This is a genomic window from Pseudomonas sp. JAI120, from assembly GCF_014207255.1.
GTDB lineage: Bacteria > Pseudomonadota > Gammaproteobacteria > Pseudomonadales > Pseudomonadaceae > Aquipseudomonas.
Genome location: NZ_JACHCZ010000001.1, coordinates 1647578 through 1674101, shown reverse-complemented (window position 1 = coordinate 1674101; position 26524 = coordinate 1647578). Strand labels below are relative to the sequence as shown.

General features: G+C 62.5%; 19 protein-coding genes. 12 read left to right on the top strand and 7 right to left on the bottom strand.

Translation table 11 applies throughout. The annotated features are described in order from the left end of the window. Positions 1-306 precede the first annotated feature (306 nt). Entirely contained in the window at positions 307-2394 is a 2088-nt protein-coding gene (locus HDC32_RS07815) for an LTA synthase family protein (RefSeq protein WP_131700386.1), read from the top strand. Between the two features lie 53 nt (positions 2395-2447). Here the strand turns inward: HDC32_RS07815 and HDC32_RS07810 are convergent, their stop codons facing one another. Then, complete coding sequence (locus HDC32_RS07810) at positions 2448-2600, bottom strand: DUF3309 family protein (protein WP_015885095.1); 153 nt, start codon at positions 2598-2600, stop codon at positions 2448-2450. A gap of 329 nt (positions 2601-2929) precedes the next feature. Between HDC32_RS07810 and HDC32_RS07805 the strand changes: the two genes are divergently transcribed. Both HDC32_RS07805 and csrA read left to right on the top strand, forming a co-directional pair. After that, entirely contained in the window at positions 2930-3745 is an 816-nt protein-coding gene (locus HDC32_RS07805) for an SDR family oxidoreductase (RefSeq protein ID WP_090406965.1), read from the top strand. Between the two features lie 127 nt (positions 3746-3872). After that, on the top strand, positions 3873-4070 hold the full coding sequence (gene csrA / locus HDC32_RS07800; protein ID WP_131700388.1) for a carbon storage regulator CsrA: 198 nt from the start codon (positions 3873-3875) through the stop codon (positions 4068-4070). A gap of 1 nt (position 4071) precedes the next feature. Here the strand turns inward: csrA and HDC32_RS07795 are convergent, their stop codons facing one another. From HDC32_RS07795 to HDC32_RS07780, 4 genes are all read right to left on the bottom strand, one after another. Further along, entirely contained in the window at positions 4072-4299 is a 228-nt protein-coding gene (locus tag HDC32_RS07795) for a YheU family protein (RefSeq protein ID WP_184743332.1), read from the bottom strand. A gap of 59 nt (positions 4300-4358) precedes the next feature. Further along, positions 4359-5543, bottom strand: coding sequence for an osmoprotectant NAGGN system M42 family peptidase (locus tag HDC32_RS07790; RefSeq protein WP_131700389.1), 1185 nt, complete (start codon positions 5541-5543; stop codon positions 4359-4361). A 205-nt stretch (positions 5544-5748) separates the two neighbouring features. Then, complete coding sequence (gene ngg / locus HDC32_RS07785; protein ID WP_131700390.1) at positions 5749-7497, bottom strand: N-acetylglutaminylglutamine synthetase; 1749 nt, start codon at positions 7495-7497, stop codon at positions 5749-5751. A gap of 3 nt (positions 7498-7500) precedes the next feature. Continuing rightward, a complete protein-coding gene (locus tag HDC32_RS07780; RefSeq protein ID WP_131700391.1) occupies positions 7501-9273 on the bottom strand; it encodes an N-acetylglutaminylglutamine amidotransferase in 1773 nt (590 codons plus the stop codon). 309 nt (positions 9274-9582) lie between these two features. On the opposite strand from HDC32_RS07780, the gene HDC32_RS07775 reads away from it, so the two are divergent. Then, positions 9583-14403 (top strand): NEL-type E3 ubiquitin ligase domain-containing protein, encoded by a 4821-nt coding sequence (locus HDC32_RS07775; RefSeq protein ID WP_184743329.1) that lies wholly within the window; start codon positions 9583-9585, stop codon positions 14401-14403. Positions 14404-14411: 8 nt separating this feature from the next. On the opposite strand, the gene mnmC is transcribed toward HDC32_RS07775, so the two are convergent. Then, positions 14412-16406 carry a bifunctional tRNA (5-methylaminomethyl-2-thiouridine)(34)-methyltransferase MnmD/FAD-dependent 5-carboxymethylaminomethyl-2-thiouridine(34) oxidoreductase MnmC gene (gene mnmC / locus HDC32_RS07770; RefSeq protein ID WP_184743327.1) on the bottom strand — a complete coding sequence of 665 codons (1995 nt, stop codon included), beginning with the start codon at positions 16404-16406 and terminating at the stop codon, positions 14412-14414. Positions 16407-16547: 141 nt separating this feature from the next. Here mnmC and pap point away from each other — a divergent pair, with 141 nt between their 5' ends. From pap to HDC32_RS07755, 3 genes are all read left to right on the top strand, one after another. After that, a complete protein-coding gene (gene pap / locus HDC32_RS07765) occupies positions 16548-18062 on the top strand; it encodes a polyphosphate:AMP phosphotransferase (protein WP_131700394.1) in 1515 nt (504 codons plus the stop codon). Positions 18063-18344: 282 nt separating this feature from the next. Beyond that, complete coding sequence (locus HDC32_RS07760) at positions 18345-19529, top strand: thiolase family protein (RefSeq protein ID WP_167656420.1); 1185 nt, start codon at positions 18345-18347, stop codon at positions 19527-19529. A gap of 115 nt (positions 19530-19644) precedes the next feature. Further along, positions 19645-20601: a DMT family transporter gene (locus HDC32_RS07755; RefSeq protein ID WP_131700396.1), complete on the top strand. Its 957-nt coding sequence runs from the start codon at positions 19645-19647 to the stop codon at positions 20599-20601. Here HDC32_RS07755 and HDC32_RS07750 read toward each other — a convergent pair. Then, complete coding sequence (locus tag HDC32_RS07750; RefSeq protein ID WP_145336465.1) at positions 20598-21980, bottom strand: class II fumarate hydratase; 1383 nt, start codon at positions 21978-21980, stop codon at positions 20598-20600. The genes HDC32_RS07755 and HDC32_RS07750 overlap by 4 nt on opposite strands. Before the next feature lie 191 nt (positions 21981-22171). Between HDC32_RS07750 and HDC32_RS07745 the strand changes: the two genes are divergently transcribed. From HDC32_RS07745 to HDC32_RS07725, 5 genes are all read left to right on the top strand, one after another. Beyond that, entirely contained in the window at positions 22172-22690 is a 519-nt protein-coding gene (locus tag HDC32_RS07745) for a DUF2059 domain-containing protein (RefSeq protein WP_003236690.1), read from the top strand. Between the two features lie 6 nt (positions 22691-22696). Then, complete coding sequence (locus HDC32_RS07740) at positions 22697-22993, top strand: BolA family transcriptional regulator (RefSeq protein WP_131700398.1); 297 nt, start codon at positions 22697-22699, stop codon at positions 22991-22993. Between the two features lie 118 nt (positions 22994-23111). Then, entirely contained in the window at positions 23112-24053 is a 942-nt protein-coding gene (locus HDC32_RS07735) for a rhodanese-related sulfurtransferase (RefSeq protein ID WP_131700399.1), read from the top strand. A 36-nt stretch (positions 24054-24089) separates the two neighbouring features. Continuing rightward, the gene (locus tag HDC32_RS07730; RefSeq protein ID WP_184744131.1) at positions 24090-24692 is read left to right on the top strand and encodes a DsbA family protein; all 603 of its coding nucleotides are present in this window, start codon (positions 24090-24092) and stop codon (positions 24690-24692) included. After that, a complete protein-coding gene (locus HDC32_RS07725) occupies positions 24685-26487 on the top strand; it encodes an ABC transporter ATP-binding protein (RefSeq protein WP_131700401.1) in 1803 nt (600 codons plus the stop codon). The genes HDC32_RS07730 and HDC32_RS07725 overlap by 8 nt, the downstream gene beginning before the upstream one ends. Positions 26488-26524 lie beyond the last annotated feature (37 nt).

Below are 26524 nucleotides of genomic sequence, written 5' to 3'. Positions count from 1 at the left end.
ACTCACTTGGAGAGTGAGCAATAAGTGTGGGAGGGAGCAGTCGAATCGTCGCACCGCCCCTCCCACATTGGTCTTCAGCGCCCTCCAGAGATTTGTGTATCGATATATTCGCTGCACAAAATTTTCACATCTTATCCAAGACAATCCGCCGGCTGTATCTCCCTGCCAAGGCCCTGCCTCAGGTGCTTTTAAAGGCGGCGTAGCAGTGCTCGCTCAGTAATTAATAGCCTTGATGCCATTGATCGGGCACCATTCGCGCCACCGTAAAACTTCGTCACTTAAACTTCCAATGGGTCCTGAAACGACATGGCAAACCCGGACGCCCTGAGTCAGCAGCGAGCTTCTAATCGCCTGCTGCAACCGACCGTCAAATCCCATCTGGCGTACACGCTGCTCTGCGCACTGGTCATGATGGTGATGCTCTCCCTGCTGCGCCTGGCGCTGCTGGTCTACAACCGCGAGATGATCCTCGACACGCCGGCCTCGACTTTCCTTGAAGCGTTCGCCAACGGCCTGCGTTTTGACATCCGCCTGGTGGTCTACCTGCTGATCCCGCTGCTGCTGGCCCTGTTCAGCGTACGGGCCATGGCCGCGCGTGGGTTTTTCCGCTTCTGGCTGACCATTGCGTCCAGCATCGCCCTGTTCCTGGGCTTGATGGAGATGGACTTCTATCGCGAGTTCCACCAGCGCCTCAACGGCCTGGTCTTCCAGTACGTGAAGGAAGACCCGAAAACCGTGATGAGCATGCTCTGGTACGGTTTCCCGGTGGTGCGCTACCTGCTGGCCTGGGCCGTGGGCACGTTGATCCTGAGCATGGCGTTCAAGGGCGCTGATCGCGCCACGCGCCCACGTGGCCCGTTCAGTGGCGGCAGCATTGGTACGCGGCAAGTGGCGCCGTGGTACAGCCGCATCGCGGTGTTCGTGGTGTGCCTGCTGATCGCCGTGGTTGCCGCCCGTGGCACCCTGCGCCAGGGCCCGCCGCTGCGTTGGGGTGATGTCTACACCACCGATTCGAACTTCGCCAACCAGTTGGGCCTTAATGGCACCTTGTCGCTGATCGCGGCGGCCAAGGCCCGGTTCGGTGAAGACCGCTCCAATATCTGGAAGGCGACCCTCGACCAACCGCTGGCGACCCAGACCGTGCGTGACATGCTGGTGCTGCCGCAAGAGAAACTGGTCGATACCGACATCGCCGCCGTGCGCCGTGACTACACGCCACCGGCCGAGAAGACCCTGCCGATCAAGAACGTGGTCGTGATCCTGATGGAAAGCTTCGCCGGTCACTCGGTAGGCGCCCTGGGTCGTCCGGGCAACATCACGCCATCCTTCGACAAACTGTCCAAAGAAGGCCTGCTGTTCGATCGTTTCTTCTCCAACGGCACCCACACCCACCAGGGTATGTTCGCCACCATGGCCTGCTTCCCGAACCTGCCGGGCTTTGAATACCTGATGCAGACCCCGGAAGGCAGCCACAAGCTGTCAGGCCTGCCGCAGTTGCTCAGCGCCCGTGATTTCAACGACGTGTATGTCTACAACGGCGACTTTGCCTGGGACAACCAGTCGGGCTTCTTCAGCAACCAGGGCATGACCAACTTCATCGGCCGCAACGACTTCGTCGACCCGGTGTTCTCCGACCCGACGTGGGGCGTGTCCGACCAGGACATGTTCAACCGTGGCCTGGAAGAGTTGAAGGCCCGTGAAGGCGGCAAGCCGTTCTACGCACTCCTGCAAACCCTGTCCAACCACACGCCGTACGCGTTGCCAACGCCATTGCCGGTGGAGAAAGTCACTGACCGTGGCAGCCTCAACGAGCATTTGACGGCCATGCGTTACTCCGACTGGGCCTTGGGCCAGTTCTTTGAAAAGGCCCGCAAGGAGCCGTACTTCAAGGAAACCCTGTTCGTGATCGTGGGCGACCACGGCTTCGGCAACGAACAGCAGATCACCGAGATGGACCTGGGCCGCTTCAACGTACCGATGCTGATGATTGCACCGGGCATACAGGAGAAGTTCGGCGAGCGTGACCACACCGTTGGCACCCAGATCGACATCGTGCCGACCATCATGGGCCGCCTGGGTGGCGACACTCTGCACCAATGCTGGGGCCGCGACCTGCTGAACCTGCCGGAAGGCGACAAGGGCTTTGGCGTGATCAAACCATCGGGCAGCGACCAGACCGTGGCCTTGGTCACCGCAAACCGCATTCTGGTACTGCCCAAGGAAATGCCACCGAAGCTGTGGGAATACGAACTGGGCGCAAACCCGACCGGGAAAGTGATTGCCGAGTCGCCGGACGAGGCTGCCTTGAAGCAGAAACTTGAGTCGTTCCTGCAAACGGCGACCAAGAGCCTGCTGGATAACACTGCCGGCGTGGTTAACGGCAAGCCGGACTAACTAACCGGCAATAAAAAAGAGGCCTTAACAGGCCTCTTTTTTTTATCCGGATTTTATATCCGGCCGAGTAACAACAACACCAGCAGGACAACCAGCACGACACCGAGGATACCCGACGGGCCATAACCCCAGTTACGCGAGTGCGGGAATACCGGCAGGCCACCGACCAGCAGGAGGATCAAGATAATGATCAGAATGAGGCTCATGGTTTTTTTCCTTGTTGTCTTTCTGCAAAGACCGGTTGTTTAACGATAGGCCTGCAGAGTTAATTACAGACGCCTTAACAACTCCGACTCTGGCGCTTCGTAGAAAATTCCATGTTTTTTTAAAGCATTTCGATCAGTCGCTTATTTCTTTTAATTCACGCGCATTCACCGCTTATTAGTTGAAAAACATTGAACTTAGGCTGAGGGCAGGCATCCGACCCGGCCCGCAGTTTGCCTGGGGCATTCATCAATCTGATGGTGCGTGGGTGCAGGAAAAACCTTCGCTACACTGCCGATCACTTCTTCTGTGAACCACAAGGCTACTTCCTATGCAAAATCGCATGATGATCACTGGCGCCGGGTCCGGCCTGGGTCGTGAAATCGCTCTGCGCTGGGCCCGTGAGGGTTGGCAGTTGGCCTTGTCGGATGTCAGCGAGCCAGGCCTGCAGGAAACCCTGAAATTAGTGCGCGAAGCCGGTGGTGATGGGTTTATCCAGCGCTGCGACGTGCGCGACTACAGCCAGCTCACCGCGTTTGCCCAGGCCTGCGAAGTGAAGTTGGGCGGCATTGATGTGATCGTCAACAACGCCGGCGTGGCCTCGGGTGGTTTCTTTGCCGAGCTGTCCCTGGAGGACTGGGACTGGCAGATCGCAATCAACCTGATGGGCGTGGTCAAGGGCTGCAAGGCGTTCCTGCCACTGCTGGAAAAGAGCAAGGGCCGCATCATCAACATCGCCTCGATGGCAGCCCTGATGCAGGGGCCGGCCATGAGCAACTACAACGTGGCCAAGGCGGGTGTGGTGGCGCTGTCGGAGAGTTTGCTGGTGGAGCTCAAGCAGCAGGAAGTCGGCGTGCACGTGGTGTGCCCGTCGTTCTTCCAGACCAACCTGTTGGATTCGTTTCGTGGGCCCACACCCGCGATGAAGGCACAGGTAGGCAAGCTGTTGGAGAGTTCGCCGATCTCGGCGGCGGACATTGCCGACTACATCTACCAGCGTGTAGCGCAGGGCGAATTCATGATCCTGCCCCATGAGCAAGGGCGGATGGCGTGGGCATTGAAGCAGAAGAACCCGCAGTTGCTTTATGACGAAATGACCACCATGGCCGACAAGATGAGGGCCAAGGCTCAGGCTGTTAAGGGTTAATCAGGCGGTAGTCTGTCAGGCAATTTACCTGCTTAAGTAGGTATTGCCTGATTTTGCCGCGAGGCATTGCTGCGGCCAGACCCGGCGCGCATGGTCGGGGTCCTGTTATTGGATAAGGACAACCGCCATGCTGGTCTTAAGCCGCGCCGTGGGCGAAATCATCGCCATCGGCGATGACATCACCGTGCATATTCTTGAGTTGAACGGTAACCACGTGAAATTCGGTATTGCCGCCCCCGTCGGGGTGCATGTGCACCGCGCCGAGGTCTACCAAAAGATCCGTGAACATCAAACCCCGCAACCCCAGCCCGCCACCACCCCCTGAGTCAGTCGAACAGATGCTTGGGCACATCGTGCTTGAGCATCAACTGGCACTGCTCGCTGTCCGGGTCGAACACGATCAGCGCCTGGCCCTTGGTCAGCGCCTGGCGTACGCGCAGTACGCGGGTTTCCAGGGGCGTGTCGTCGCCATTGTCGGTGCCGTCGCGGGTCACGAAGTCTTCGATAAGGCGGTTCAGGGTGTCGACTTCAAGTGCGTCGTAGGGAATCAGCATACAAGCCTCAGGTGATGGATCCCGGCGATGCTACTGCGCCGGGACCGCAGTTGCCAGCGTCAGGACTTCTGACCGACCAGGCTGTCCACCGACGGTACACGCGTGTCGCTCTCCATCTGCGTTTCGTGCTCGATCTGATGACTGAAGCGATCCAGTGAGCCCTGGGCCGGTTGTGCGTCACTGGCAAACACCGGCGGGCTGAGGATATACGCGCCCAGCAGACGGCTCAGGGCGGCCAGGCTGTCGATATGGGTGCGCTCATAACCGTGGGTCGCATCGCAACCGAACGCCAGTAAGGCGGTGCGGATGTCATGACCTGCAGTCACCGCCGAGTGGGCATCGCTGAAATAATAGCGGAACAGGTCGCGGCGCACGGGCAAGTCGTTATCCGAGGCCAGGCGCAGCAAGTGGCGGGAGAGGTGATAGTCATACGGCCCGCCGGAATCCTGCATGGCCACGCTGACCGAGTGCTCGCTGGAGTGCTGGCCGGGGGCGACGGGGGCGATATCGATGCCGACAAACTCACTCACATCCCAAGGCAGGGCCGCCGCAGCGCCGCTGCCGGTTTCTTCGGTGATGGTGAACAGCGGGTGGCAGTCGATCAGCAAGGGCTCGCCGCTGTCGACGATGGCCTTGAGCGCAGCCAACAGTGCGGCGACACCGGCTTTATCGTCCAGGTGGCGGGCACTGATATGCCCGCTCTCGGTGAACTCGGGCAACGGATCGAACGCCACGTAGTCGCCGATGCCGATCCCCAGGGAATCGCAATCGGCGCGGGTGGCGCAATAGGCGTCCAGGCGCAATTCCACGTGGTCCCAGCTCACCGGCATTTCATCCACGGCGGTGTTGAACGCGTGCCCGGAGGCCATCAACGGCAACACGCTGCCACGGATCACGCCGTTGTCGGTGAACAGGCTGACGCGACTGCCTTCGGCAAAGCGGCTCGACCAGCAGCCGACGGGGGCAAGGGTCAGGCGGCCATTGTCCTTGATCGCGCGCACGGCGGCGCCGATGGTGTCGAGGTGCGCGGACACGGCGCGGTCGGGGCTGTTTTTCTGGCCCTTGAGGGTGGCGCGAATGGTCCCGCGCCGGGTCATTTCAAACGGGATGCCCAGCTCTTCCAGGCGCTCGGCGACGTAGCGCACGATGGTGTCGGTGAACCCGGTGGGGCTGGGAATGGCGAGCATTTCCAGCAGCACTTTTTGCAGGTAGTTGAGATCCGGTTCGGGAATGGTTCGGCTCATAAAGACTCCTGATGGAATAAGGGAAATTCTGTGGCCAATGGGGCTTGTTGTGACCAGTGGGGCTTGTTGTGGCGAGCGGGCTTGCCCCGTGTTGGGCTGCGAAGCAGCCCTCAATCCGGGCGCCGCGCTCTTTCAGTCAACCCTCATTGGCAGCCTTTGGGGCTGCTTCGCAGCCCAACGCGGGGCAAGCCCGCTCGCCACAGGGTTATTGAGCCGTCGGCTGGCTATGGGGGAATAACAGGTCCACAAACTTCTCCGCCGTCGGCTGCGGGTCATGATTGGCCAGGCCGGCCCGTTCGTTGGCTTCGATAAACACGTACTCGGGCTGATCGGCAGCGGGCACCATCAGGTCCAGGCCGACCATGGGGATGTCCAGGGCGCGGGCGGCGCGCACAGCGGCGTCCACCAGCGTGGGGTGGAGGATCGCCGTGACGTCTTCCAGGCAACCGCCGGTGTGCAGGTTGGCGGTACGGCGCACGGCGAGCGTTTTGCCACGGGGCAGGATGCTGCTGTAGTCGTAGCCGGCGGCGTGCAGGGTGCGTTCGGTTTCGGCATCTACGGGGATTTTGCTTTCGCCGTCAGTGGCCGCCTGACGGCGTCGGCTCTGGGCTTCGATCAGCGCACCAATGGAATGCTGGCCGTCACCGGTCACTTCGGCGGGGCGGCGAATCGCGGCGGCGACTACCTCAAAGCCAATCACCAAAATGCGCAGGTCCAGGCCTTCGTGGAAACTTTCCAGCAACACGCGGCTGTCGAACTGGCGCGCGGCTTCGATTGCCTGCTGCACCTCTTCAATGCTCTGCAGATCCACCGCCACGCCCTGGCCTTGCTCGCCATCCAGCGGCTTGACCACAATGCGCTGGTGTTCGTCGAGGAACTCCAGGTTGTCATCGGCGCTGCCTGCCAGTTGTTGCGCAGGCAGTTTCAAACCCGCCGCTTTCAACACCTTGTGGGTGAGGCTCTTGTCCTGGCACAGGGTCATGCTGATGGCGCTGGTCAGGTCGCTCAGCGACTCCCGGCAACGCACGCGGCGCCCACCATGGCTGAGGGTAAACAGGCCGGCATCGGCGTCGTCCACCTGCACATCAATGCCGCGTCGATGCGCTTCTTCGACAATGATCCGCGCATACGGGTTGAACCCCGCCTGCGGGCCGGGGCCGAGGAACAGCGGCTGGTTGATACCGTTCTTGCGCTTGATCGCAAAGGTGGTCAGCGCACGGAAGCCGAGCTTGGCGTAGAGGTTCTTGGCCTGTCGGTTATCGTGCAGCACCGACAGGTCCAGATAACTCAAGCCACGGCTCATGAAGTGCTCCACCAGATGGCGCACCAACACTTCGCCCACACCGGGGCGTGTGCACTGCGGGTCGACCGCCAGGCACCACAGGCTGCACCCGTTTTCCGGGTCGTGGAAGGCTTTCTGGTGATTGAGGCCCATCACGCTGCCGATCACCGCGCCACTGTCTTCGTCTTCTGCGAGCCAATACACCGGGCCACCTTCATGGCGCGGCGTGAGGCGCTCGGCATCGACCGGCAACATGCCGCGGCCCTGATACAACTGGTTGACCGCCCGCCAATCGGCCTCGGTCTGCACCCGGCGAATGCGGAAGCCGCGAAATACCCGGGTCGACGGGCGATAGTCGCTGAACCACAGGCGCAGGGTGTCGGACGGGTCGAGGAACAACTGCTGCGGATCGATCCCGAGGATCTGCTGGGGCGCGGCCACGTAAAGCGCGATGTCGCGCTCGCCGGGCTGCTCGTTGAGCAGTTCCTGGGCCAGGCTGGCTGGGTCGGGGAAGGTGTGGCCGATCAACAGCCGGCCCCAACCGCAATGCACCGCGATCGGCTCGGCGGCCAGCGGGCTGCCATCTTCGGCCAGGCGCGCTTGCAGGCGCTCGTAGGTCGGTGCCTGGCCCTTCAACAAGCGTTGGCTGTAAGCCGCTGCATGGGGTTTCATCAATCAGATTCCTTGTTCGCTGAGCCACAGGTTCAGCGCTGCCAGTTGCCACAGCTTCGAGCCGCGCAGCGGGGTCAATTGGCCCTGCGGGTCGGTGAGCAGGCGGTCGAGCATGGCCGGGTTGAACAGGCCGCGATCCTGGCTTGGGTCCAGCAGCAATTCGCGCACCCAGTTCAGGGTGTCGCCTTGTAAATGCTTGAGGCCCGGCACCGGGAAGTAGCCTTTCTTGCGGTCGATGACTTCGCTCGGGATGACCCGGCGTGCGGCCTCTTTCAACACTTGCTTGCCACCGTCGGGCAATTTGAATTTGCCGGGCACGCGGGCTGACAATTCCACCAGGCGGTAGTCGAGGAACGGTGTGCGGGCTTCCAGGCCCCAGGCCATGGTCATGTTGTCGACACGTTTGACCGGGTCATCCACCAACATCACCGTGCTGTCCAGGCGCAGGGCCTTGTCCACGGCGGCGTCCGCGCCGGGCATCGCAAAATGCTCGCGCACGAAGTCACCGGCCGCGTCGTTGGCGGTCAGCCATTTGGGCGCGACGGTGGCGGCGTAGTCGTCGTAGCTGCGGTCGAAGAACGCTTCTCGGTAGGCCGCATACGGATCGCTGGCGCCGTCGACCTGCGGGTACCAGTGGTAACCGGCGAACAGCTCGTCGGCGCCCTGGCCGCTCTGCACCACCTTGCAATGCTTGGCCACTTCCCGCGACAGCAGGTAGAAGGCGATGCAGTCATGGCTGACCATCGGCTCGCTCATGGCGCGGAACGCCGCCGGCAGTTGTTCGATGATCTCGCTTTCGGCAATGCGCAGTTGGTGGTGACGGGTGCCGTAGTGCTTGGCGATCAGGTCCGAATACTGGAACTCGTCGCCGCGCTCGCCACCGGCGTCTTCAAAACCGATGGAGAAGGTCGACAGGTCCTGCACGCCGACTTCACGCAGCAGGCCGACGAGCATGCTCGAGTCGACGCCGCCGGAGAGCAGCACACCGACATCCACGGCAGCCCGTTGACGGATCGCCACGGCTTCGCGGGTGCTGTCGAGCACGCGGTCGGTCCAGTCTTCGAGGGTGAGATTGCGCTCGTCCTCATGGGGGCCGTAGGGCAGGGTCCACCAGGTTTTCTGCTCGGTGTTGCCTTCGGCATCGATGCGCATCCAAGTGGCCGGCGGCAGTTTTTCAATACCCGCCAGCAGGGTGCGCGGTGCAGGCACCACCGCATGGAAATTCAAATAGTGATTCAGTGCCACCGGGTCGAGGATCGGGTTGATGTCACCGCCCTTGAGCAGCGCCGGCAGGGCCGAAGCAAAACGCAGGCGCTGGCCGGTGCGCGACAGGTACAACGGCTTCACGCCGAGACGGTCACGGGCGATGAACAGGCGCTGGGCATCGCGCTCCCAGATGGCAAAGGCAAACATGCCGTTGAGTTTGGGCAGCAGCGCTTCCCCCCAGGCGTGGTAACCCTTGAGCAGCACTTCGGTGTCGCCGCCGGAATAGAAGGCGTAACCCAGGGCTTCAAGCTCCTGGCGCAATTCCGGGAAGTTGTAGATCGCGCCGTTGAATGCCAGGGACAGGCCCAGTTGGGCGTCGACCATCGGTTGGGCGGAGCCGTCCGACAGGTCCATGATTTTCAGGCGTCGATGGCCCAGGGCAATCGGCCCTTGGGCATGGAAGCCCCACGCGTCAGGGCCGCGTGGGGCCAAATGATGGGTGATTCGCTCCACGGCTGCGAGGTCCGCAGGTTGAAGATCGAAACGTAACTCGCCAGCTAATCCGCACATAGGTTCCTTACCGGTTTTTCCGTTGGGGAGGGATAGAAAGACCCGCGCCAAAATGGCGGGTACCTAGGGACTGACCCGAGGCTATACGCGGAGTTTTAGATCAATAAGTTATATGGCAAACCGCCGCCCCCCATTCGGCACCCCTCTGCGGCCTGTGCGACGTGGGTGAAAGGGGCGGTAATTAAGTCGAGGTGAGATGCAAAAAATCGACGGTCAGGAGGGCTGATCTGTAGCTATTTGAACCCTTTTGCGGCAGCGCAGCGCTTATCGTCTGGCGTCATTGTTCAACGCGATAAAGGAGCATTGCGAATGAAGCAAACAGCTGATTTGACCCAGGCGCTTAAGCCCGTGGCCCAGGACCAATTGATGGCAGCGCTGCTGGATATCACCGGCGACCTGGATAAAGCGCAGGTCTTGCATGACACGCTGCCGGCCTGGTTGGTCAAGGCCGATTCCCATGTACTGCAGGCCATCGAGCAGGCGTATGCCGACAGCGAGCGCCCGCGTGAAACCCTGCACCGGGTGCTGAACCGTCTGCAACCGCTGGATAAATTCTGTGCCGAACGGCTCAAGGCATTTCTGGACGGCAAGGGGCATAGGGGCCTGGACATCGAAAACGACACCCTGGAAATCCCCCGGCGCTCGTTCAGTGGTGTCAGCCGGGACCTGGGCGGCCAGGTGGTCGAGACCGTCCACCTGGAGAAGCACAGCCTGCTGCAAGCGGCCATGCAGAATTTCTCCCAGGCGGCTGCCGAGCCTGGCGGCTCGCCGACCACTGCCGTGGTGCGCATCGGGCCCAGGCGCCGAATTGCGCAAACCCTCACCGCCCAGACCTTTATCGGCTACTGCCGCGAACTGAACCTGGGAGAGGCCTATCAGACCCATGTGCGCGAGGTGTTCAACCTGGTGGCGCCCGACCAGGACTTCAACCCTTCGGTGGCGCAGGTCGGCCAATCCCGTTGCGTGGACATGCAGATCGACCTGCATCTGGCCCATGCCAAGGGCGATATCGATGCGCCGACCCGTGCGTTGCTGCTGGGCCTGGTCAAGGCGGATATGCCCGCCAGGGACATCCGGCAACTGTGGTTCAACCACCAGCCGCTGGCCTGGCAAGGCCTGAACATCGACGGTGCCTGCCTGTGGGGTGTATTGGTGTTTTCCAGTGCATCGGCCGAAGGGTTCTCCAGCGGCCCGATCGTGGTGTATATGCCCAACGAGCCCGTGCGGCCGTGGTACCGCTATGAATCACTGGAGCATTTCAAGCTCTACCTCACCCTCAAGCTTCACGTCAGTACCTATCGTGACTTCTTCAAGGGTTACCTGGACGAGTCCGAGCGTTTCGGTTTTTTCGAGCGTTTTGACCAAGAGGCAATCGTCGTGCGGGTGGCGCCGCTCCCGGTAACGGGCAAGCTGTCGACGTTCTTTTTCAATGCCTGCGTCGGCAAGACCCAGCTGGATGCGCGGGTATTGGCGGTTCCCAATGCCCAGGCTGATGACGACGCGCGTCGCAAGCGTATCCAGGATTACCTGGATGTCGGCTTGACGGTGCTCAACGTCGCAGGGTTCGTGGTGCCGGTGGTGGGCCAACTGATGACCGGCGTGGCTGTTGGGCAGTTGCTTGGCGAGGTGTTCGAGGGGGTGGATGACTGGCTGCACCATGACAAGCTTGGCGCCCTCAGGCACCTGACGAACATCGCGGAAAACCTTGCCGCCATGGCGTTGTTCGCGGCGGGCACGAAAGTGGTGGGCCGGCTGTGGCGAACCACGCCTCCGGCCGCTGGATTCTACGACAGCATGAAAGCCGTGCGGCTGCCCGACAAGTCCGCGCGCTTATGGCGCAGTCGTACCGAGCCGTATCGTCATACCGTCTCGCTTGAAGGCGCTGTGGCCAGTCCCCGTGGGGTCTACCAACTCAATGGCCAGTCCTACGTGAATGTCGACGGCGCGCTGTATTCGATGGTCTTTGACTCCCGCACCGGGCGCTGGCGGGCCCGGCATCCGCAGCGGGATTCGGCCTATCGACCGCCCTTGACCCACAACTACCAGGGCGGCTGGCAGTTCTCGTTCGAGCGACCGGATGAATGGCACAGCCCTGACTATATCCTGGGGCGGTTGGACCCCAGTCTCACCACCCTCCCGGCCGGGCATCTGCAGGATATCGCCGCCATCACCGGCTCGACCTTGCCGCGCTTGCAGCAACTGGCGATGCAGAACCTGCCGTTGCCGGAGCGGCTGCGCGATTGTGCGCTGCGGTTCAATCAGAACCAGGGGGTTCGCGACCTGATCTGGCAAATGGAGCATCAAGCCCCGCTCGATGCGGCCACCACCCGTGTGCAGATGCTGGCCCTGCCACTGATGGACGGGTGGCCCCGCGGGCGTTTTTTCGAACTGCTCGACGACGAGGGCTACCTGCTTGAGCGCCATCCAGACACCGCGCCGTTCGACTACGAGGACTTGAGCATCCACCTCACCACGCAACAACTCAGGAACGGGCAGATCCTGCCCACCTTGCTGGCCGCGCTCGACTCCGAAGAAACCGCGCAATTGCTCGGCGGCACCTTCCACGCCGACGAGGCGCAAGCCGCACTGACGGGGCGTCTCACGGCTTCACTCAAGGACACGCATCAGGCGGTCTATGAGCGGCTGCGCATGGATGCCGACTTCTTCGATCAGACCGATCACGGCCAGCTCAAGCAGCGCTTGCCGCAATTGCCGATCCGGGTGGCCTGGGAGGTCCTGACCCAGGCCTCCACGGCGGAGCGCTGGCACTTGCGCCATACCGGGCGTGTGCCGCTGCGGGTCGGCCAATGGGCCCGGGAAGCCCTGGAAGCGCTGGAGGAAGACGACGCCCTGGCCGGCCTGTACTTGCCGGAGCTGGCCACCGATGCGACACGGCGCGTGGCCACCGGGTTGCTGCACCGGGTTCCGGGCTGGCCCGAGGATCTGTTTTTGCAGGTACGCCGCGACAGCGTTCAGGGCACAGTCCTGGGCCAAGTGGGCAACCCAGATGCTGATATGAGCCGCATCGTGGTGCAGTCGGCCAAGGGCTTTCGCGCCCACGATGGGCAAGGTGTGGCGTTGGGCGCGCTGGCCGGCGGGCCGGAAGGTTTCTATGAGGCGTTGCTCAACAGTTTGTCTGCCGCCCAACTCGATGCGCTGCGCCTGACCGCGAGCGGCAGGGCCAGCCAGTTGCGGCATGCACTGATTGGCAAGGCGCAGGACGAACGCAATCGCATCGGTCGCTATTTGTGGCCGGAGCGCGCAGTGCCCGAGGACCCCGCCTTGTCGTGTGTACAAGGTGCGCCGCCTGCGCAGCCTCCACAGCCTGCAGGCCTGGTACGCAAGGCACGCAAACTCTTCCCGTTATTCGATGACCGGCGCCTGTCGACCTTCCTGCAGGACTTGGGTAGCGACCACCTGTCCCGGGCCAGGGCCGTACGCGCCCTTGAACAGCAATATGACGCACTGCAGCGGACGCTGAGGCTGTGGGCCAGGGACAAACCGGCGCAGCCATACTCTGACATCGCGCTGCGAGACCACCGCCTGGCTCGCCACCAAGCCGCACGGGCCATCGAGCGCTGCTGGCAATATGTGTCGCTGGCGCCGGATGAACTCCATCAGAAAGTGCCGAGCCTGTCCCTGGACGGCATGACCATCGGGGCGTTGCCGACCTTGCCGGCGCACGTGCAGTTCGAGCATGTCCGGCAATTGTCATTGAAACGCATGGGACTCAACGATGACGTTGCGTATTTCCTCAAGCACTTCAAGGGACTGCGCAGCCTGGAGTTGAACGGTAATCGGCTGACGCGGCTGCCTGAAGTGCTCCAGCACATGCCGTTGCTCAGGCAACTGTACATGGCCGATAACCAACTGCAACTGACCGAGTACACCCGCACCAAACTCGCAGACCTCAAAGGGCTGGCCGTGCTCGACCTGAGCAACAATCCCCTGGTGGACCCGCCCATCGCCAACAAGATGTTCGAGTTGCGCAACCTGGTGCTGCGCAACTGCCGGCTGACCAGCCTGCCCACTGGCTTTACCCGCGTTCCGTACCTGGAGCAACTCGACCTGCGCGACAATGACATCGCCAGTTTGCCGGCATGGTTGTTCAATGCGCCGCGCGAGCAAACTGAAGTCCTCAACTTGCGGCACAACCCTTTGGACGCCAGCACTCGTCAGGCCTTGAACCGTTACCGGGACACCATCGGCGTGGGCATGGGCTTCGTGGAGGATGACATTACGCGACTCAACGAGCAGACCGCGCGTCAGCTGTGGCTGGGCGATGAGCGCGCGACACACTTCGCCGAAAAGGTCGAGACCTGGCTGGGGCTCAAGGATGAGCCCGGCTCCGATGGCCTGTTCACATTGCTGGCCGGCCTGGGCGGTACCGCCGACACCACCCACGTGCGCGAGGACATGAACCGCCGCGTCTGGCGTGTGCTCGAGGCGGCCGCCGCCGATACCCGACTGCGTACCGAGGTCTTCGAGCGGGCGGCCACGCCATTGAACTGTGATGACGCCGCTGCCGTGAGCTTCAGTGACCTGGAGGTGCTGGTTGAAATCCACGAGGCCTCGCAGCGGGTGGAGGGCGGCAGGGTCACGGCCAAGCCGCTACTCAGGTTGGCCAGGGGGCTGTTTCGTCTCGACCGCCTGGAATCCATGGCCAGCCGGCACAGCGTCGAGCATCCGATGCTCGATCCGCTGGAGGTCAGCCTGGCTTATCGCACCGGGCTGGTGGAGCGCTTTCATTTGCCCGGGCAGCCCCGGCATATGCGCTTCGCCAGCCTGGCTGGGGTGACCGAGCACATGCTGGAAGTTGCCGAAGCGCAGGTGAAGGCGGCCGAGCTTTCCCCGCAACTGGTGAACTATCTGGTGAAGCTGCCATTTTGGAGCAGTTACCTGAGGCGCGCCCATGGCGGTTCGTTCGACACCTTGACCCAGCCCTTTGGCGAGCGCATGGAAGCCGTTTGGGCGCAGAGGGAAACCTTGGGTGACGCTGACTATCACACCCAGATGGGCGTGATCCAGCGCGCGCGGCAAAGTGCCGAGCTCGTCGAGCTCAAACGCCTGACCCAGGAAGCGTTGAGGTTCGATGCGCAGGGCACCTGCGAACTGCCGCCGATGGGTTGAAGCGCCGCCTACGGGGCCGTTTTTGCAACGTTGCTGCGAACCAACGCGCGCACCGCAAAGCGATTCGGGTGGCAGGCCTCGGCGACGCTGCGGGGCAGAGGCAGCGGTTCGTTATCCAGCCACGCCGCCAGCAACTCGCCGGACAGCGGCGCGGTGATCAGGCCTCGCGAGCCGTGGCCGCTGTTGAGGTACAGGCCGTCCAGCCACGGGCAGGTGGCCTGTGGCGTGTGGCGGGCATCTTTGCGTAGCACGTCGTAGGCCCGGGCGAACGCCAGGGTGTCGGCCAGCGGCCCGACAATCGGCAAGTAGTCCGGGCTGGTGCAGCGAAATGCCGCGCGGCCTTCCAGCGTGTCTGCGGCAAGGTCGGCGGCGTGCAGGCGCTGTGCCAGGTCCGGGGAAATCTCTTGCAGTAGCTCAAGGTTTCCAGCGTGTTCGGCGGCGGTGGGGGTGAGGTCATCGTTGTTGAAATCAAAGCTGGCCCCCAGTGTGTGCTCGCCCAGCCGAGCCGGCGCCACATAGCCTTCGGCACACACCACGGTGGCCAGGGCCTGGCTGTCGGCGGTCTGGGGCAAGCGGGTGATCTGCCCGCGGATGCGCTTGAGGGGGAGCTCGGCGCTGGCGGCAAAGCGCTTGACCTCGGCCGCGCCGGCCAGCACCACCACGGGGGCGCTGGCCAGCAGGCGATCACCGTCCCAGGCCTGCCATTGAGCGCCGACTTTGCGCAGTTCCAGCACATCATGGTGGGCGTGCACCTCGATACCTGGCTGGCTTGCCTGCCACTGGCACAGGGCGGGCGGATGCACCCAGCCGCCCTCGGGGAAAAACAACCCACCATGCTCCAGGCCCACCCCGGCGCGAATCTGGGCCTGGTCGCGGTCCAGCAACTGCAGCAACGCTGGAGCGAACGCCTCGGCCAGTTTCGCCTGGCGTTCGGCCTCCTTGGCATTGAACCCCAGTTGCAGCACGCCACACCCGTCCCAATCCACGCCGCGTTGCAGGTGCTCGAGCAGGCGCCGGGTATGCCCGAACCCGCTCACAATCATCTGCGACAAGGCCGTGCCATGGGCGGACAGCTTGAGGTACAAAACGCCCTGTGGGTTGCCCGAGGCTTCCTGGGCCAGGCCGTCATGGCGCTCCAGCAGGCTGACCTGCCAACCCCGCGCCGCCAGGCTGGCCGCGCTGGCGCAGCCGGCCAGGCCGCCGCCGATCACCAAGGCGTGGCGCTTGCCGTTGTGTGCGGGCGGGCGCGCGAACCAGGGCTTGGCGGCGACCGGTGCCGGGGTCTCGGCCGGCCAGCCGAGAAACTCCCCGCGCAGGATTTCCCACTTGTGGCCGATGCCCGGCGTGCGCTTCATCTTGAAGCCGGCGGCGTTGATCAGGCGCCGTACCCAGCCGGTGCTGGTGAAGGTGCTGATGGTCGAGCCCGGCGCTGCCAGGCGTGCCAATTCAGCGAACAGTTCGGCGGTCCACATCTCGGGGTTTTTCGCCGGGGCGAAACCGTCGAGAAACCACGCGTCGATCTGCGCATCCAGTTGCGGCAGTTGCTCCAGGGCATCGCCGATCAGCAGCGTGAGGGTGACGCGGCCGTTATCCAGCACCAGGCGCTGGAAGCCTTGGTGGATGGCGATGTATTGCGCTAGCAGTTGCTCGGCGAACGGCGCCAGCTCCGGCCAGAGGGCGAGGGCGCGTTGCAGGTCGACGGGGCTCAGCGGGTACTTTTCCACGCTGACAAAATGCAGGCGCGCGCCGGCCACTGCGTGTTGCTCGAACAACTGCCAGGCGCAGAGAAAATTCAGGCCGGTGCCGAAGCCGGTTTCGCCAATCACCAGACGCCCGCCCGCCGGCAGTGCGGCGAAGCGCTCCTGCAAACGGTTCTGTTGGAGGAACACGTAGCGGGTTTCTTCCAGGCCCGATTGGTCAGAGAAGTACACGTCATCGAACACCCGCGAGTGCGGGCGACCTTGGTCATCCCAGTCGAGCTGGGCGTGGGTTACGGGATTCATGGGCGGCTCGGTAAAGGCAAGGCGGCCATTCTAGCCGATCAACAGGCGCGTCATTGATCCATGGCAAGCGGCAGTGGAATTTCCTGGCACGCCGCGCTGCCCAATCCGCTAGTCTTGCTGAATTCTGGAACGGAGCCGCCCATGTTCGAATCTGCCGAAATCGGTCACGCCATCGACAAAGACACCTACGACGCCGAAGTGCCGGCCCTGCGCGAAGCCTTGCTGGAGGTGCAGTACGAACTGCAACAGCAAAAGCGCTTCCCGGTGATCATCCTGATCAATGGCATCGAAGGCGCCGGTAAAGGTGAGACGGTCAAACTGCTGAATGAATGGATGGACCCGCGCCTGATCGAGGTGCGCACCTTCGACCAGCAGACCGACGAAGAACTGGCGCGCCCACCGGCCTGGCGCTATTGGCGCCAATTGCCTGCCAAAGGCCGCATGGGCATCTTTTTCGGCAACTGGTACAGCCAGATGCTGCAGGGCCGGGTCCACGGCGAGATCAAGGACGCGCGGCTCGACCAGGCCATCGCCGGTGCCGAGCGCCTGGAGAAGATGTTCTGCGATGAAGGCGCGCTGATCTTCAAGTTCTGGTTCCACCTGTCCAAGAAGCAAATGAAGGCCCGGCTCAAGGCCCTGGCCGACGACCCGCTGCACAGCTGGCGCATCAGCCCGCTGGACTGGCAGCAGTCCGAGACCTACGACAAGTTCGTGCATTTCGGCGAGCGCATCCTGCGCCGTACCAGCCGCGATTACGCACCCTGGCATGTGATCGAAGGCGTCGACGCCAACTACCGCAGCCTCACGGTGGGCAAGATCCTGCTCGAAGGCCTGCAGAATGCCCTGAAGCTGCCCAAGGGCAAGGCCAGCGGCATGAACCCGGCACCGTTGCCGTCGTCCGTGGACCAAATGAGCTTGCTCAACAGCCTCGACATGACCCTGAGCCTGGACAAGGACGACTACGAAGAACAACTGATTACCGAGCAGGCGCGCTTCTCTGGCCTGATGCGCGACAAGCGCATGCGCAAGCACGCGCTGGTGACGGTCTTTGAAGGGAACGATGCGGCCGGCAAGGGCGGGGCGATCCGGCGGGTGGCGGCCGCGCTCGACCCGCGCCAGTACCACATCGTGCCGATTGCCGCGCCGACCGAGGATGAGCGCGCCCAGCCGTACCTGTGGCGGTTCTGGCAGAAGATCCCGGCGCGGGGCAAATTCACCGTGTTCGACCGCTCGTGGTACGGCCGCGTACTGGTGGAGCGCATCGAGGGCTTCTGCACGCCGGCCGACTGGATGCGCGCCTATGGCGAGATCAATGATTTTGAAGAGCAATTGCGTGACGCGGGTGTGATCGTGGTCAAGTTCTGGCTGGCCATCGACAAGCAGACCCAACTTGAACGTTTCCAGGCCCGTGAGGAAATTCCCTTCAAGCGCTTCAAGATCACCGAAGACGACTGGCGCAACCGCGACAAATGGGACGACTACCGCGCCGCTGTGGGCGATATGGTCGACCGCACCAGCACCGAGGTCTCGCCGTGGACGCTGGTGGAAGCCAATGATAAACGCTGGGCGCGGGTCAAGGTGTTGCGCACCATCAACCTGGCCTTGGAGGAAGCCTTCGCCAAGGCTGACAAGCACGACAAGAAGAAAAAGAAATAATCACTTGCCTGGTGTTGTCCAGGATGCAGGCCTCTGTGGCGAGCGGGCTTGCCCCGCGTTGGGCTGCGAAGCGGCCCCAAAACCAGCCAATAAGGTCTGCCTGAAAGAACGCGGCGCCTGGGGCAGGGCCGCTTCGCGCCCCAACGCAGGGCAAGCCTGCTCGCCACAGGTTTATGTTCGTCACCATGTTTTTGTATACGCCGGGTGAATGATCGTCGCGGTGGGGCAGGCCTGGATCTATCCTCGATCCATCTCCCCACAACGACAAGATCGAGGTAGCCCATGCGTGAAGTAGTGATCGTCGACAGCGTGCGAACCGGCCTGGCCAAATCCTTTCGCGGCAAGTTCAACCAGACTCGCCCGGATGACATGGCGGCCCATTGCGTCAACGCGCTGCTGACCCGCAACGGCATCGACCCGGCCAGTGTCGAGGATTGCATCGTCGGTGCCGGTTCCAACGAAGGCGCCCAGGGCTACAACATCGGGCGCAACGTGGCAGTGCTGTCGCAATTGGGTACCGGCACCGCGGGCATGACCCTCAACCGGTTCTGCTCGTCGGGTTTGCAGGCGATTGCGATTGCGGCCAACCAGATCGCGTCGGGCTGCAGCGAGATCATCGTTGCCGGCGGCGTCGAGTCCATCAGCCTGACCATGAAAAGCGTCAACACCGATAACCTGATCAACCCATTGCTCAAGGAACAGGTGCCGGGCATCTACTTCCCCATGGGCCAGACCGCCGAAATCGTCGCCCGCCGCTATAACGTCAGCCGAGAAGAGCAGGACCTTTATGCCCTGCAAAGCCAGCAGCGCACGGCTCAGGCTCAGGCGGATGGCTTGTTTGATGATGAAATCGTGCCGATGGCGGTCAAGTACAAGGTCGAGGACAAGCACACTGGCGCCGTACAAATCCTTGACGGCGTCGTTGATCGCGATGACTGCAATCGCCCGGACACCACGTTGGCCAGCCTGTCTGGGTTGAAGCCGGTGTTTGCCGAAGACGGCTCGGTGACGGCGGGTAACTCGTCGCAGCTCTCCGACGGCGCCTCCATGACGCTGGTGATGAGCCTGGAGAAAGCCCTGGCGCTGGGGCTCAAGCCCAAGGCGTTCTTCCGCGGTTTCACCGTGGCCGGTTGCGAGCCGGATGAGATGGGCATCGGCCCGGTGTTCTCGGTGCCCAAGCTGCTCAAGGCGCGGGGCTTGCAGGTGGCGGACATCGACCTGTGGGAACTCAACGAGGCATTTGCTTCGCAGTGCCTGTATGCGCGCAATCGCCTGGAAATCGACAACGCCAGGTACAACGTCAACGGCGGCTCGATTTCCATCGGCCACCCGTTTGGCATGACCGGCTCGCGCCAGGTAGGGCATCTGGTGCGTGAGCTGCAGCGGCGTAATTTGCGTTATGGCATCGTCACCATGTGCGTGGGCGGCGGCATGGGCGCCACGGGGCTGTTCGAAGCCGTGCGCTAAGTTAAATGTGGGAGGGGACGTGCCCCCTCCCATAGGTAAGCAGCGCCATATCCCAATTCGTCCACTTGCCCCTAGAATGGCCGCTCCTCCACCTCTGGCATTTTCTGGGGCGCTCATGCACATCTCTTCCGGCCGCTGGGTCTACGGTTTTTTCCTGACCCTGCTGACCGCGCTGCTCTGGGGCATTCTGCCGATCAAACTCAAGCAAGTCTTGCAGGTGATGGACCCGATCACCGTCACCTGGTTTCGCATGGTGGTGGCCGGCAGTTGCCTGTTCGTGTACCTCGCCGCGACCAAGCGCCTGCCCAGTCGTAAAGTGCTCGGCCCCAAGGGCGGCTGGCTGGTGGCGATGGCGGTGTGCGGCCTTGTGGGCAACTACGTGTTGTACCTGGTGGGCCTGAAAGTGCTCAGCCCCGGTACTGCGCAACTGGTGGTGCAGATGGGGCCGATCTTCCTGATGATTGCCAGCGTGTTTGTGTTCAAGGAACGTTTCAGCGTCGGGCAGAGCGTGGGCCTGGTGGTGCTGATCGTCGGTTTCGGTCTGTTCTTCAACCAACGCCTGGAGGAGTTGCTGACGTCCCTCGGCGCTTATACCGCCGGCGTGCTGACGATCCTGCTCGCCACTTCGATCTGGGTGTTCTACGCCCTGGGCCAGAAGCAGTTGCTGACGGTATGGAATTCGCTGCAAGTGATGATGGTGATCTATCTGTCTTGCGCCGTGTTGCTGACGCCATGGGCGCATCCGCTGGAGGCTTTGGACCTGAGTCCGCTGCAAGGCTGGCTGTTGCTCGCGTGCTGCATGAACACACTGGTGGCCTATGGCGCATTTGCCGAAGCACTGGCCCACTGGGAAGCCTCGCGGGTGAGTGCAACCCTGGCACTGACGCCGTTGGTGACCTTTGTCGCGGTGGCGTTGGCGGCGTGGTTGTGGCCCCACTATGTGCAGGCCGAAGAGATCAATGCCTTGGGCTATTTCGGCGCGTTGGTGGTGGTCGTGGGGTCGGCGGCGGTCGCGCTGGCGCCGTCGTTGCTCGCCGGGCTCAAGGCCCGGCGGCTACGCATGGCGTCTTAGGCGCCCAGCATGTTTTCCGGGCGTACCCACTGGTCGAACTCTGCGTCGGTGAGGTAGCCCAGGTCCAGCGCTGCTTCCCGAAGGGTCAAACCTTCGGCGTAGGCCTTCTTGGCGATCTCTGCCGACTTGTCATAGCCGATGTGCGGGTTGAGCGCCGTGACCAGCATCAGCCCGCGCTCCAGGTGCTCGGCCATTTTCCCGGCGTCGGGTTCGAGGCCGGCGATGCAGTGCTCCTGGAAGTTATTGCAGCCATCGGCCAGCAGGCGGATCGATTCCAGCAGGTTGTGGATGATCACCGGCTTGTACACGTTCAACTGCAAATGCCCTTGGCTCGCCGCGATGCCGATGGTCACGTCATTGCCCAGTACCTGGCAGGCCAGCATCGACAGCGCTTCGCACTGGGTCGGGTTGACCTTGCCGGGCATGATCGAGCTGCCCGGCTCATTGGCTGGCAGTTTCACCTCCGCAAGGCCGGCCCGCGGGCCGGAGCCCAGCAGACGCAGGTCGTTGGCGATTTTCATCAGGGCCACGGCCAGGGTTTTCAGGGCTCCGTGCAAGGTCACTATCGGTTCATGGCCGGCCAGCGCGGCGAATTTGTTCGGCGCGGTGACGAAGGGCAGGCCCGATAAGGCTGCCAATTCCGAGGCAATCGCCTCGCTGAAGCCATGGGGCGCATTGAGCCCGGTGCCCACCGCCGTACCGCCCTGGGCCAGCTCGCACACCTGGGGCAGGGCGCTGCGGATCGCGCGTTCGGCGTAATCGAGTTGGGCGATAAACGCCGAGATTTCCTGGCCGAAGGTGATCGGCGTGGCGTCCATCATGTGGGTGCGGCCCGTCTTCACCAGCTTTGCATGGCGTGCCGACAATTCCGCGAGTCCGCCGGACAGCGTATTGATCGCCGGCAACAACTGCTGGTGCACCGCTTGCACCGCCGCAATGCTCATGGCCGTAGGGAAGCAGTCGTTGGAGCTTTGGGAGCGGTTCACATGATCGTTGGGGTGCACCGGGCTTTTGCCGCCACGGGGCTTGCCCGAGAGCTCGTTGGCACGGCCGGCAATGACCTCGTTGGCGTTCATGTTGCTCTGGGTGCCGCTGCCGGTTTGCCAGACGACCAGGGGGAACTGGTCATCATGTTGGCCGTCGAGCACTTCGTCGGCGGCTTGTTCGATCAGGCGGGCAATGTCGGCGGGCAGGTCGCCGTTGCGGTCGTTGACCCGGGCGGCGGCCTTCTTGATCAGGGCCAGCGCGTGCAGTACCGCCAGGGGCATGCGCTGCTCGCCGATGGCGAAATTCACCAGCGAACGTTGGGTCTGGGCGCCCCAGTAAGCGTCATCCGGGACTTCCACTTCTCCCAGGCTGTCGGTTTCGATACGGCTCATCGGGCACACTCCTTCAGGTTCGTTTGCGCAGTTTAGGCCCTGATCAGCCTGGGGGGTTCCCTAAAAGACTTTTCATCGGATTCATTCACGGCAATCCGCGCCCGGTAAGGCTCGGGGTTGAGCCGCAGCGTTTTTTAGGCGCAGAATGGGCGCCCTTGGGGTCTTACCTCGCCTGCTAGAAAGGAAACTCGATGACTCGTCTTCGTGCCATCTGTACCGCGGTTGCTCTGGTTTGCGCCAGCGGCCAGGTTTTTGCCGATACCGCCAGCCACAACGCCAGTGCCGAAGCCTTCCTTACCCTGGCCCATGCCGACAAGCTGGGTACCCCGGTGTACATGCAAGTGCAGCAAATGTTCGCCCAGCGTTTCGAACAGACCAAGGCGCCTGCCGCCAAGCAGTCCGTACTGGACAGCTACCAGGCCAAGGCCAACGCCGCCCTGGACCAGGCCATCGGCTGGCCGAAGCTGAAACCGGACATGGTCAAGCTCTACACCACCAACTTCAGTGAATCCGAGCTCAAGGACCTGGTTGCTTTCTACCAGTCGCCACTGGGCAAGAAAGTCCTGGAGAAAATGCCGCAGCTGACCCAGCAATCGGCCCAGATGACCCAGGCCAAGCTGGAAAGTGCTGTGCCGGTGGTGAACAAACTGTTGGAAGACATGACCAACGAGCTGACGCCAAAAGCCGCTGCACCGGCCAAGAAGAAGTAAGCAGGAATGACCATGCAACAGCGTATCGAAACGGCGCTCGCCGCCCTGGACCCGGACCACTTGAGCGTGCTGGATGAAAGCCATATGCACAGCCGTGGGCTGCAGACCCACTTCAAGGCCGTGCTGGTCAGCCAGCAGTTCGAGGGGCTTAACCGCGTCAAGCGCCACCAGAAGGTCTACGCCACCCTGGGTGACCTGATGAGCGAATTTCATGCGCTGGCGCTGCATACCTACACGCCCGATGAATGGGCCAAAATCGACGCAGCCCCGGCCTCGCCGACCTGCGCCGGCGGGCATAGCTGATACGCGGGTGTTTCTAAAACCCTGCATTTGCTAGAATCCGCAACGCGCCGCTTAGCCGGCGCGTTTTTTTTGCATCCGGTTCACCCCTTACGAGGGTAGCCACCTGGAGAGAACACCCATGACTCAACCGATTGTCGTGGCGGCACTGTATAAGTTCGTCACCCTCGAAGATTACGTCGCCCTGCGCGAGCCATTGCTGCAGGCAATGGTCGACAACGGCATCAAAGGCACCTTGCTGATCGCCGAAGAAGGCATCAACGGCACCGTTTCCGGCAGTCGCGAAGGCATTGATGGCCTGATGGCCTGGCTGAAGAATGACCCGCGCATGGACGACATCGACCACAAAGAGTCGTACTGCGATGAGCAGCCGTTCTACCGCACCAAGGTCAAGCTCAAGAAAGAGATCGTGACCCTGGGCGTCGAAGGCGTCGACCCGAACAAGAAAGTCGGCACCTATGTCGACCCGCAGGACTGGAATGCGCTGATCAGCGACCCCGAAGTGCTGTTGATCGACACCCGCAACGACTACGAAGTGTCGATCGGCACCTTTGAAGGCGCAATCGACCCGAAAACCACCAGTTTTCGCGAATTTCCCGACTATATCAAAGCCAACTTCGACCCGGCCAAGCACAAGAAGGTCGCCATGTTCTGCACCGGTGGCATTCGTTGCGAGAAGGCGTCGAGCTACATGCTCAGCGAAGGTTTCGATGAGGTCTACCACCTCAAGGGCGGGATCCTGAAGTACCTCGAAGAGGTGCCGCAGGCAGAAACCAAATGGCAGGGCGACTGCTTTGTGTTCGACAATCGCGTCACTGTGCGCCACGACCTGAGCGAAGGCGACTACGATCAATGTCATGCCTGCCGCACACCGGTGAGCGTCGAAGACCGCGCATCCGAACACTATGTAGCTGGCATCAGCTGCCCCCATTGCTGGGATAAGCTGCCAGAGAAAACCCGCCGCAGCGCGATCGACCGGCAAAAGCAGATTGAGCTGGCCAAGGCCCGCAATATGCCGCACCCGATTGGCTTCAACTATAAGCAAACCCCTTCCGAGGCCTGACCCATGTCCGCGCGCCTGCTCTATGTAATGGATCCGATGTGTTCCTGGTGCTGGGGGTTTGCCCCGGTGGCGCAGGCGCTGGTTGAGCAGGCCCAGGCGGCCGGCGTGGACGTGCACCTGGTGGTGGGCGGCCTTCGCACCGGCAGCGGCGCGGCACTGGAACCGACCACGCGGCGCTATATAGTCGAGCACTGGCAGGCGGTCACCGACGCCACCGGCCAGCCGTTCAAGCGCGACGGCGCGTTGCCCGACGGTTTTGTCTACGACACCGAGCCTGCGTGCCGTGCCATTGTCACCGCGCGCAGCCTGGCGCCGGATTGTGCGTGGAAACTGCTGGGCCTGATCCAGCGCGCGTTTTATGTCGAGGGCCGCGACGTAACCCTCGCCAGCGTGCTGGTGGAGTTGGCGGAGGAGGCGGGCATCCCGCGCATCGAGTTTGCCGGCGAATTCGACCGTGCCGAGCAGCATGCCGCGACGGCCGCTGACTTCACCTGGGTCCAGGACCTGGGTATCGCTGGCTTTCCGACCTTGCTCGCCGAGCGTAACGGCCAGTTGGCGTTGCTGACTAACGGCTATCAGCCGCTGTCCGAGCTGTCACCGTTGTTGGGTCGATGGCTGGAGCGAGCAACCTGTGCATGACCAATCACCACGCACCGACCGACTGACCTGGGCGGAAATTCGCCGCCTGGCCCTGCGTCACAAGAAATCCCTGTGGATCGCCAATGGCGTCGCCGTGCTGGCGACGCTATGCAGTGTGCCGATCCCCTTGCTGTTGCCGTTGCTGGTGGACGAAGTGCTGCTGGGCCATGGCGATGCCGCGCTCAAGGTAATGAATCACGCATTGCCCCTGGTCTGGCAGAAAGCCGCCGGTTATATCGGCCTGATGCTGCTGATCACCCTGGCCCTGCGGTGTGGCGCACTGCTGTTTAACGTGGTGCAGGCGCGACTGTTTGCGCGTTTGGCCAAGGACATTGTGTATCGCATCCGCGTGCGTTTGATCGAGCGACTCAAGCGCATCTCCCTCGGCGAATACGAAAGCCTGGGCAGCGGTACGGTCACCACCCACCTGGTCACCGACCTGGACACGCTGGACAAATTCGTCGGCGAAACCCTCAGCCGCTTCCTGGTGGCCATGCTGACCCTGGTGGGCACCTCGGCGATCCTGGTGTGGATGCATTGGCAACTCGCGTTGCTGATCCTGCTGTTCAACCCGTTGGTGATCTACGCCACGGTGCAGTTGGGCAAGCGCGTCAAGCATCTGAAGAAGCTGGAGAACGACAGTACCTCGCGCTTTACCCAGGCCCTGACCGAAACCCTGGATGCCATCCAGGAAGTGCGCGCCGGCAACCGCCAGGGCTTTTTCCTCGGGCGCCTCGGCCAGCGAGCCCAGGAAGTGCGTGACTACGCCATTCATTCGCAATGGAAAACCGACGCTTCCAGTCGCGCCAGCGGGCTGTTGTTCCAGTTTGGTATCGACATCTTCCGTGCGGCGGCGATGCTCACCGTGCTGTTTTCCGACCTGTCCATCGGCCAGATGCTCGCGGTGTTCAGTTACCTGTGGTTCATGATCGGCCCGGTGGAGCAACTGCTGAACCTGCAATACGCCTACTACGCGGCGGGCGGGGCGCTGACACGGATCAACGAGCTGCTGGCGCGCGCCGATGAGCCGCAGTACGCCGGCGGTGCAGACCCGTTCACCGGGCGCGAAACCGTGGGCATCGAAGTGCGCGGCCTGGACTTCGGCTACGGCGAAGACCTGGTACTCGACCAGTTGAACCTGGTCATCGCGCCCGGTGAGAAGGTGGCGATTGTCGGCGCCAGCGGCGGTGGCAAAAGCACCCTGGTGCAACTGTTGCTCGGGCTCTACACACCGCAGGCGGGCAGTATCCGTTTTGGCGGTGCCACCCAGCAGGAGATTGGCCTGGAGACCATTCGCGAGCACGTCGCGGTGGTGCTGCAACACCCGGCGCTGTTCAACGACACCGTGCGCGCCAACCTGACCATGGGCCGTGAGCGCAGTGACCAGGCTTGCTGGCAGGCGCTGGAAATCGCCCAGCTGGAGGCTACAGTCAAGGCATTGCCCCAGGGCTTGGACAGTGTGGTGGGGCGTTCCGGCGTGCGCTTTTCCGGCGGCCAGCGTCAGCGCCTGGCGATTGCGCGCATGGTCCTGGCCGAACCCAAGGTGGTGATACTCGACGAGGCCACCTCCGCTCTGGACGCCGCCACCGAATACAACCTGCACCAGGCGCTGGCACGGTTCCTCAGTGGGCGTACTACACTGATCATCGCCCACCGTCTGTCGGCGGTAAAACAAGCTGATCGAGTGTTAGTGTTTGACGGCGGTCATATTGCCGAGGATGGCGATCATCAGCAATTGATCGCCGATGGCGGTCTTTACGCCAAACTCTATGGGCACTTGCAGCAAGTACGTTGATTTAGCCTAGGCTGTGCTATCGGAAGTGGGTGTTTGC

Coding starts and splice junctions, on each gene's coding strand:
- HDC32_RS07815 (WP_131700386.1), top strand. CDS start 307: ATGGCAAACCCGGACGCCCTGAGTCAGCAGCGAGCTTCTAATCGCCTG.
- HDC32_RS07810 (WP_015885095.1), bottom strand. CDS start 2,600: ATGAGCCTCATTCTGATCATTATCTTGATCCTCCTGCTGGTCGGTGGC.
- HDC32_RS07805 (WP_090406965.1), top strand. CDS start 2,930: ATGCAAAATCGCATGATGATCACTGGCGCCGGGTCCGGCCTGGGTCGT.
- csrA (WP_131700388.1), top strand. CDS start 3,873: ATGCTGGTCTTAAGCCGCGCCGTGGGCGAAATCATCGCCATCGGCGAT.
- HDC32_RS07795 (WP_184743332.1), bottom strand. CDS start 4,299: ATGCTGATTCCCTACGACGCACTTGAAGTCGACACCCTGAACCGCCTT.
- HDC32_RS07790 (WP_131700389.1), bottom strand. CDS start 5,543: ATGAGCCGAACCATTCCCGAACCGGATCTCAACTACCTGCAAAAAGTG.
- ngg (WP_131700390.1), bottom strand. CDS start 7,497: ATGAAACCCCATGCAGCGGCTTACAGCCAACGCTTGTTGAAGGGCCAG.
- HDC32_RS07780 (WP_131700391.1), bottom strand. CDS start 9,273: ATGTGCGGATTAGCTGGCGAGTTACGTTTCGATCTTCAACCTGCGGAC.
- HDC32_RS07775 (WP_184743329.1), top strand. CDS start 9,583: ATGAAGCAAACAGCTGATTTGACCCAGGCGCTTAAGCCCGTGGCCCAG.
- mnmC (WP_184743327.1), bottom strand. CDS start 16,406: ATGAATCCCGTAACCCACGCCCAGCTCGACTGGGATGACCAAGGTCGC.
- pap (WP_131700394.1), top strand. CDS start 16,548: ATGTTCGAATCTGCCGAAATCGGTCACGCCATCGACAAAGACACCTAC.
- HDC32_RS07760 (WP_167656420.1), top strand. CDS start 18,345: ATGCGTGAAGTAGTGATCGTCGACAGCGTGCGAACCGGCCTGGCCAAA.
- HDC32_RS07755 (WP_131700396.1), top strand. CDS start 19,645: ATGCACATCTCTTCCGGCCGCTGGGTCTACGGTTTTTTCCTGACCCTG.
- HDC32_RS07750 (WP_145336465.1), bottom strand. CDS start 21,980: ATGAGCCGTATCGAAACCGACAGCCTGGGAGAAGTGGAAGTCCCGGAT.
- HDC32_RS07745 (WP_003236690.1), top strand. CDS start 22,172: ATGACTCGTCTTCGTGCCATCTGTACCGCGGTTGCTCTGGTTTGCGCC.
- HDC32_RS07740 (WP_131700398.1), top strand. CDS start 22,697: ATGACCATGCAACAGCGTATCGAAACGGCGCTCGCCGCCCTGGACCCG.
- HDC32_RS07735 (WP_131700399.1), top strand. CDS start 23,112: ATGACTCAACCGATTGTCGTGGCGGCACTGTATAAGTTCGTCACCCTC.
- HDC32_RS07730 (WP_184744131.1), top strand. CDS start 24,090: ATGTGTTCCTGGTGCTGGGGGTTTGCCCCGGTGGCGCAGGCGCTGGTT.